At 58.1% G+C, this 7,928-nt stretch carries 5 protein-coding genes; 2 read left to right on the top strand and 3 right to left on the bottom strand.

The window, feature by feature from the left end; translation table 11 throughout:
- Positions 1-142 precede the first annotated feature (142 nt).
- Complete coding sequence (locus VGC62_RS13295) at positions 143-994, bottom strand: urea carboxylase-associated family protein (RefSeq protein ID WP_331187547.1); 852 nt, start codon at positions 992-994, stop codon at positions 143-145.
- 456 nt (positions 995-1,450) lie between these two features.
- On the opposite strand from VGC62_RS13295, the gene VGC62_RS13290 reads away from it, so the two are divergent.
- Both VGC62_RS13290 and iolG read left to right on the top strand, forming a co-directional pair.
- The gene (locus tag VGC62_RS13290) at positions 1,451-2,476 is read left to right on the top strand and encodes a LacI family DNA-binding transcriptional regulator (RefSeq protein ID WP_331187546.1); all 1,026 of its coding nucleotides are present in this window, start codon (positions 1,451-1,453) and stop codon (positions 2,474-2,476) included.
- A gap of 62 nt (positions 2,477-2,538) precedes the next feature.
- A complete protein-coding gene (gene iolG, locus VGC62_RS13285; protein ID WP_331187545.1) occupies positions 2,539-3,531 on the top strand; it encodes an inositol 2-dehydrogenase in 993 nt (330 codons plus the stop codon).
- A 168-nt stretch (positions 3,532-3,699) separates the two neighbouring features.
- Here iolG and pgm read toward each other — a convergent pair whose 3' ends face one another.
- Together pgm and VGC62_RS13275 are read right to left on the bottom strand one after the other, a co-directional pair.
- A complete protein-coding gene (gene pgm, locus VGC62_RS13280; protein ID WP_331187544.1) occupies positions 3,700-5,346 on the bottom strand; it encodes a phosphoglucomutase (alpha-D-glucose-1,6-bisphosphate-dependent) in 1,647 nt (548 codons plus the stop codon).
- A 137-nt stretch (positions 5,347-5,483) separates the two neighbouring features.
- A complete protein-coding gene (locus VGC62_RS13275; protein WP_331187543.1) occupies positions 5,484-7,904 on the bottom strand; it encodes an ATP-dependent DNA helicase in 2,421 nt (806 codons plus the stop codon).
- Positions 7,905-7,928 lie beyond the last annotated feature (24 nt).

The raw sequence follows: 7,928 nt of genomic DNA, 5'->3' as shown, positions 1-7,928 counted from the left end.
CCAACACGCCGCCTCGCGAACAAGTTCGCTCCTACAACATCGAAGACATCCGCAGCGGTGAAGCAGTTGATACGATCAAGCTTTTCAGCGAAAAACACCTGTTGAAAGCTTGACCGGGAACAGAGTGTCTACCTGTCAGTGATTACTTCTCCCAGTCCGCCTTGGCGATCTTCAAACCGTGCAGGCCGTTATACGCAGCGCGTTTGGGGGATTGCCAACCTTCGAGCAGCACGGCATCGATTTCGTAGATTTCCACGCCCAATGGCCGACACACGCTCAAAGGGTCCTGCGCGTCTGGCCCCCACATCGGCAACGATAAATCACCACCGGGACAGGTCGATAACGCACACAGCAGGTCGATTTCGGCGAAGAACTCCAGGTAGTCACCCTTCTGTGCCGGACAGGCTTTCATGAAGTACATGTCGTCGTGGTTCAAACCGGTGCATTGGAAGATGTTCAGCACGTCATGTACGTCGAACTCGGTGAGTCCGTGAGGCAACACCGCACGGGTCAGGTTCGAATGGCAGTGGTGGTGGAAGTCCTCCCCTGTGAGCATTTTATTGACGTATGGATCGCAACGCGTGCCAAGCAAATCGTGCAGCCGACCGCCATGTTCGTCGATGCCATAGCGGGCAAGGCTGTCGTCGGTGATGGTAACCATCGGCCTTAAGAACGGCAGGTTCGACCACAAACGGTCATGGGTTGTGACATGTGCGCCTTGTAATTGGCGAGTGCGCGCGGCCCACAGGCGCTCACGTGGATCGTCGGCGCTCCATACGTTGAAATCACCGACCTGCGGCCCAACCGGCGTGGTCACGCGAAACACTTGCCCAGCCTTGACCTTCCAGGCTCGCCCGGTGCGAATCGGAACCTCAAATTGCTCGATCAAGGTGCGACTGCCCTGCTGTTCGCGTATCCGCTCATAAAAAGCAGTATCAACCTGCAACGCGGCGCCTTTGCTGACCTGATAGGCGGCTGGGTAATCTTTGTACATGGGGCAATTCCTCGTGTGGCGGCGGGCCCTTCAGCAGGCAGGTCTGAGAAGGTCGAGCACCCAGTGCTCGGAGTCTGTGAGGTAGCGGATTGTTCAACCACCCGGTTTCATTCAAGACAGCATAGGGCGTGCCAGATCGCGCGCCGATTGGGTGGCGCGGGATTTCATCTTCATGGGGCGTGTCCATCCTACCCATGTTCACGCCCCGCCCTCGTTGGCGATCATCAGTTTGATGCTCTCCTGCAACAGGAAAAACGGCGCTCGGACGTTGATCGTTCTCCTGATGTTGTTGTTTTTGGGGTGAGGTCACCCTGGCGCTAATAGAATTTAAATTCTATCTATACAACAAACAGAACAGAGACTAGCCTGTCGTCTACACAGGCATGCCCGGATCGATCTCACCAGCACCTCATGAGCTCGTTCTTCACCTGAATAAAAAAATGAACAGGGAGCATCATGCTCGACCAGGCCCGACGCTTTTCCATCAAGCAGATCGCCACGCAGGCTGGCGTCAGTAAAGCCACCGTCGACCGCGTGTTGCATCAGCGTGGCAGCGTGCATTACCAGACCGACCGACGTATCCAGCAGGCACTTCGAGAACTCGAAGCGCAGGAGAAGTCCGGCCCTGCGGTAGGTCGTACCTTTCACATCGACGTCATCCTGCACACGCCGACCCGCTTCAGCGATGCAGTGCAGGAGGCAGTCCATGCGCAGTTGGGCAGCCTTGCGCCGTTCCGGATCTTTCCACGCTTTCACCTGTACCAAGAGATCGATACGCAGCGCATGCACGATTTGATTTTGCGTTGCGCCGACAAAGGCTCCCAGGGGCTGATCCTCAAGGCGGCCAATGAGCCACAGATCAACGAGGCGGTAAATCGGTTGACGGCGGCGGGCATTCCAGTGGTAACGCTGGTGTCCGACCTGCCGCAGAGCGACCGCGTCGGGTATGTCGGCATGGACAACGGCACGGCCGGACAAACGGCAGCGTACTTGATGTCGCGCTGGCTGGATCAGGCGCAGCAATACGTTGCGGTGGTCATCAGCAGCGAGTTGTTTCGCGGCGAAGAAGAGCGCGAGATGGGCTTTAGGGTGTGGCTGCGCAATCGGGCGCCGCATTTGCGCATAGTGGATATCAGCGGCGGCTACGGTGTGTACAACCCAACCTTCCAGCGAATCAGCCAGGCATTGCTCGGCAACCCATCGTTACGCGCGGTGTACAGCGTCGGTGGTGGCAACCGTGCCATCGTTGATGCCTTTGCCGCCCAGGACCGGCCGCTGGCTGTGTTCATCGGCCATGACCTTGATCAGGAAAACCGTCAGCTACTGGCCGAAGAGAAGATCGCCGCGATCATCGACCATAACCTGCAGATCGATGCGCGCCATGCCTTCCTGCACATCTTGCAATTTCATCGGCTGTGGAAGGTCGGCCAGATCCCCTCGTCACAGGTGCAGATTGTCACGCCGTTCAATCTGGCCCGCTGACGTATTTTTGCAGTGCGTTCACCCGATCTGCCCCAACAATAACAATCCCAGGAGATCCACCCATGCTTCGCATCGCAGTCCTCGGCGCAGGCCGTATCGCTAACATCCATGCCACCAATGTGGCCGCCCATCCCGACGTGATCCTGTCAGTGATCGCCGACCCTTGGCGCGAAGGTGTCGACACGCTGGCCGCCAAACTGGATTGCTCTGGGGCTTATGATTGTGCCTCCGCCATCGAGCGCGATGACATCGACGCCATCGTCATCGGCACCCCGACCGACACGCATATAGACCTGATGCTGCGCGCCGTGAAGCTGGGCAAACCGGTGCTGTGCGAGAAACCCATCGATCTGGACTTTGCTAAAGCGGCCAGGGCTGTCGAGGAAATCGAGCGGCAGAACGGGAAAGTCATGCTCGGTTTCAACCGGCGCTTCGACCCCGACACCCTACACATGCGCAAGGCAATCGCCGCAGGGGCCATCGGTGATGTTCGCCAAGTGGTGATCACCAGCCGCGACCCGGGGCTGGCACCTGTGGAATACCTCAAGCACTCCGGCGGGATTTTCCGCGACATGACCATTCACGACTTCGACACCGCGCGTGCCCTGTTGGGCGAAGAACCGGTAGAAGTCATGGCCATCGCCAGCCGCCTGGTGGAGCCGGCATTGGTGCAGATCGATGACTTCGACAGCGTAATGGTTTTGTTGCGCACAGCCTCAGGCAAGCAATGCCACATCAACTGCTGCCGTGAAGCGGCGTACGGCTATGATCAGCGCCTGGAAGTGTTCGGCTCCAAAGGCATGCTGCTCAACGAAAACCACCGTCCGAGCACAGTGAGGCGCTGGACCGCCACCCAGACCGAAGTGCGCGAACCGCTGCTCAACTTCTTTCTTGAGCGTTACGCCGATTCTTATCGCATCGAACTGGAGCACTTCATAGCCGCCGTGGTCAGTGGCGACAACCTCCCCACCACCGCACGCGATGGCCTGAAGGCGCTGCACTTGGCGAACTGCTCGATTGAGTCGATCAAGACCGGGCGTGCGGTGGCTGTTTAGGTTTATGTGCAATGCAATGCGGTCTCTGTAGGCGTGAACTTGTTCGCGAGCCTGTCTCAAGACGCACTGCGTGGGTCGCCTCGCCAACACTCTACGAACAAATTCGTTCTTACCACATGATGCATGCCCACGCAGAGCATGGGCATGCTCACCGCAATTACGTCATGCTCAAACTGGCGCAATCGCCGTATCTACCAACACCTGCGCCTCTTGCACCAGACGCTTGAGGTGATCTTCACCGATAAAGCTTTCGGCGTAGATCTTGTAGATGTCCTCAGTGCCTGACGGACGCGCGGCGAACCAGCCGTTTTCGGTCGATACCTTCAAGCCGCCAATCGCCTGATCATTGCCCGGCGCCTTGCTCAGAATGCTCTGGATCGCCTCGCCCGCCAGTTCGGTGGACTTCACCTGCTCGGGTGACAGCTTGCTCAATAACGCTTTTTGTTCAGGGTTGGCCTTGGCCTCGACGCGGGTGGAATAAGGCCTGCCGAGTTCTTCAGTCAATGCTTCGTATATCTCGCTCGGGTCGCGGCCCTTGCGTGCGCGGATTTCGGCCGCCAGCAACGCGGGTATCAGGCCATCCTTGTCGGTGGTCCAGACTGTGCCGTCGCGACGCAGGAACGACGCCCCCGCGCTCTCCTCGCCACCAAAGCCCAACGTGCCCTCGAACAAACCCTGGGCGAAAAACTTGAAACCGACCGGTACTTCGTACAGCCGGCGACCAAGACGTTTAGTGACACGATCAATCATGCCGCTGCTGACCACGGTCTTGCCAACCGCTGCATCGGCGCGCCAGTGCGGTCGGTTCTGAAACAGATAATCGATAGACACCGCCAGGTAATTGTTCGGCGCCAGCAGGCCACCGGTAGGCGTGACGATGCCGTGCCGGTCGTGATCCGGGTCGCAGGCGAACGCGACCTGGAAACGGTCCTTAAGGCCGATTAGCCCCTGCATAGCGAAGCTCGAAGACGGGTCCATACGAATCTTGCCGTCCCAGTCAACGCTCATGAAGCGGAACGTCGGGTCGACGTACTTGTTCACCACTTCAAGATTGAGGCCGTAATGCTCGCCAATGGCTGACCAGTAACGCACCCCAGCGCCACCGAGTGGGTCAACGCCCAGGTGCAGATTGGCAGCGCGAATGGCGTCCATGTCGATGACGTTTTTCAGGTCAGCGACATAGGTGTTTACGTAATCGTGGCGATGGGTGGTGTCGGCACGCAGGGCTTTTTCGTAACTCATGCGCGTTACACCCAAGACTCTTTCGGCCAGCAACTCGTTGGCCTTGGATTCGATCCACTTGGTGACGTCGGAGTCGGCAGGACCGCCATTGGGCGGGTTGTATTTGAAGCCGCCGCTTTCCGGTGGGTTGTGTGACGGCGTGATGACAATGCCGTCGGCCAGGCCGGACGTCCGCCCCCGGTTGTAGCAAATGATCGCGTGAGATACCGCAGGCGTCGGGGTGAACTCGTCGTTCTGGGAAATCATCACATGCACGCCATTGGCGGCCAGCACTTCCAGCGCCGTGGCACTGGCCGGAGTCGACAGCGCGTGGGTGTCAGCACCGAGGAACAGCGGGCCATCGATGCCCTTGGCCTGGCGATATAGGCAAATAGCCTGACTGATGGCCAATACATGCCATTCGTTGAAGCTCAGTTCGAATGAGCTGCCCCGGTGACCGGAGGTCCCGAATGCAACGCGTTGCGTGGCGATTGATGCATCAGGCTGACCGGTGTAATACGCCGTCACCAGACGAGGAATATCGACCAGCAATTCTGCAGGCGCCAGTTTGCCCGCGAATGGACTGATACTCATACGAAACCTCCATGGATGAAGAAGGAAAAGGGCTCGACCCTAATAGGAAAACGCCTACAGCGCGGCAGTTTACTGGCAGTTCGACCGCCTTGCTCGCCTATTGATCCGTAAAGTGTTGAGCTGTTTATAGACGATCATCAAAGCGCCCACCAGGCCGGCAAGAGCTGCTGCACCTTGCGCTCGGCAAATCGATCATCAATCAGCATTACCACACCCTGGTCATTCTGACCGCGAATCACTCTGCCAGCGGCCTGAACCACTTTCTGCAGGCCGGGGTAAAGGTAGGTGTAGTCATAACCGTCGCCGAACAACAGGTTCATCCGCTGTTTGAGTTGTTCATTGATCGGGTTGATCTGTGCAAGGCCCAAGGTAGCGATAAACGCACCAATCAAACGCGCTCCTGGCAGGTCAATGCCCTCACCAAACGCGCCACCGAGTACCGCAAAGCCAATACCTCGGCTGCTCAAGGTGAAGCGATCGAGAAACGCCTGCCGATCCGCTTCGGCCATGCCGCGCGATTGCAGCCATATCGGCACATCAGCATGACTACGCTGCATCAGTTCGGCTACCTGCTGCAGGTAATCGAAGCTGCTGAAAAAAGCCAGATAGTTGCCCGGCCTCTTCTGAAACTGTTCAGCCATCAACTCGACAATGGGCGCCAATGATGCCTGACGATGGACATAACGCGTGGATATCCGGCTGACAATGTGAACGTCCAGTTGTGCGCGAGTAAAGGGCGACTCCACGTCGACCCAGGCCGTGTTGTCAGGCAGCCCGAGCAAGTCGGCGTAATAGCGCCGTGGATTGAGCGTTGCCGAGAACAGCACCGTGCTTCGCGCGGCCGTCAACCGCGGACGGACGAAAGCGGCGGGCACTACGTTGCGCAGGCACAACCGTGATAACGCCCGTTTGTGGCCGAGTTCGCGCTTGCTGATATCGAAGATAAAGTGCTCGTCGAATACCTCGGCAATCTTGCTGAACTGAATCACTTCGAAATAGAAGCTCTGCAGCTCGCCGTTTGCGGCCTGCGGATGCTCGTTGAAGTAGTCGCCGAACAACGTGATGCACTGGCTAAGCGCCAAAAGGAATCTGGCCGGAAGGTCCGGATACGCCTGATAGGGGGCGATCTGCTCTTTGTGCAGCGCATTCCACTCGCGATTAAGCCGTTGCAGCGGCTTTTTCAGCGGTTCGGGGGCGTGATGGCGGACGCCGTTCAGGGTGTGCTGGTCCAGCGTGGCGCTGTACATCGAACGCGTGCGCTCGACCATGTTGTGCGCTTCGTCCACCAATACCGCAACCCGCCATTGATTAAACTGGCTCAAACCGAAGAGCAAGGCGCTCAAGTCGAAGTAATAGTTGTAGTCGGCAATCACCACGTCTACCCAGCGCGCCAGCTCCTGGCTCAGGTAATAAGGGCACACCTGATGACGCAACGCGACCTCACGCAAACCGGCCTGATTCAACCACGGATTATCCAACGCCTCGCTTCGCGCTGCCGGCAGGCGATCATAGAACCCCTTGGCCAACGGACATGAGTCGCCATTACAGGCTTTATCCAGGTGCTCGCAGGCTTTATCGCGAGCCACCAGTTCCAGTACCCGCAACGTCAACTGTGGTGCGCTTTTACCAATCACACTCAGGGCGTCCAGCGCCAACCGGCGGCCAGGTGTCTTGGCCGTCAGAAAGAAAATCTTGTCCAACTGCTGCATCGGCACGGCCTTGAGCATCGGAAACACCGTGCCGATGGTTTTGCCAATCCCGGTCGGCGCCTGCGCCATCAGGCAGCGGCCAGTGCTGACCGCCTTGTACACGGTTTCTGCCAGCACGCGCTGTCCGGTGCGAAATTCGGCATGGGGAAATTTCAAGCCGCCAAGCACCTGGTCGCGATGAGCGCGATGGGCCATTTCCTGTCGCGCCCAAAGCAGGAAGACGCCGCACTGCTGCTCGAAAAAACCTTGCAGGTCTATCGCACTGAAGCGTTCACGGAGCACTGTTTCCTGCTCACTGATGATATTGAAATACACCAGCGCGACGTTCACTTCGCTCAAGTGCAGTTGCTGGCAAATCAGCCAAGCATAGACTTTTGCCTGTGCCCAATGCAACTGACGATGATTGGCAGGCATCGCGTTGAGGTCACCACGGTAGGTTTTCACCTCATCGAGCTGGTTGAGCGTGGCGTCATAGCCATCCGCCCTGCCCCTCACCGTCAATTGCTGGTATTGCCCGGACAGAGGCACCTCAGCGCGATAATCTGGACCACGGCGGCGAGCCACGGTGCGATGTCCGGCGATGCCTTCCTGGGCAGTCGGCGATGGCGTGAAACGCAGATCAAGGTCGCCAACCTTCGCCGTGAACTCACACAACGCCCGCACCGCGACGACATAGGTGCTGACGACAGAGTTAGGCGGGTTTTCAATGCATTGAGCCGACGCCTGATCCACGCCGACGTGAGCAGCGCACGCATCGGGGGTATCTGGACTGATCTGGGTAATGGGAATCACGAAACGAATGGGCCGCAAGAAATCGATACTGGACGGACGTACAGATAACAGCTGCATCCCCGGTCTGCAAACGAAAAAAGA

This window comes from Pseudomonas sp. (assembly GCF_036404235.1).
In the GTDB taxonomy this organism is placed as follows: Bacteria; Pseudomonadota; Gammaproteobacteria; order Pseudomonadales; family Pseudomonadaceae; genus Aquipseudomonas.
This window is presented reverse-complemented; position numbering and strand designations above follow the sequence as displayed.

Coding starts and splice junctions, on each gene's coding strand:
- VGC62_RS13275 (WP_331187543.1), bottom strand. CDS start 7,904: ATGCAGCTGTTATCTGTACGTCCGTCCAGTATCGATTTCTTGCGGCCC.
- VGC62_RS13295 (WP_331187547.1), bottom strand. CDS start 994: ATGTACAAAGATTACCCAGCCGCCTATCAGGTCAGCAAAGGCGCCGCG.
- pgm (WP_331187544.1), bottom strand. CDS start 5,346: ATGAGTATCAGTCCATTCGCGGGCAAACTGGCGCCTGCAGAATTGCTG.
- iolG (WP_331187545.1), top strand. CDS start 2,539: ATGCTTCGCATCGCAGTCCTCGGCGCAGGCCGTATCGCTAACATCCAT.
- VGC62_RS13290 (WP_331187546.1), top strand. CDS start 1,451: ATGCTCGACCAGGCCCGACGCTTTTCCATCAAGCAGATCGCCACGCAG.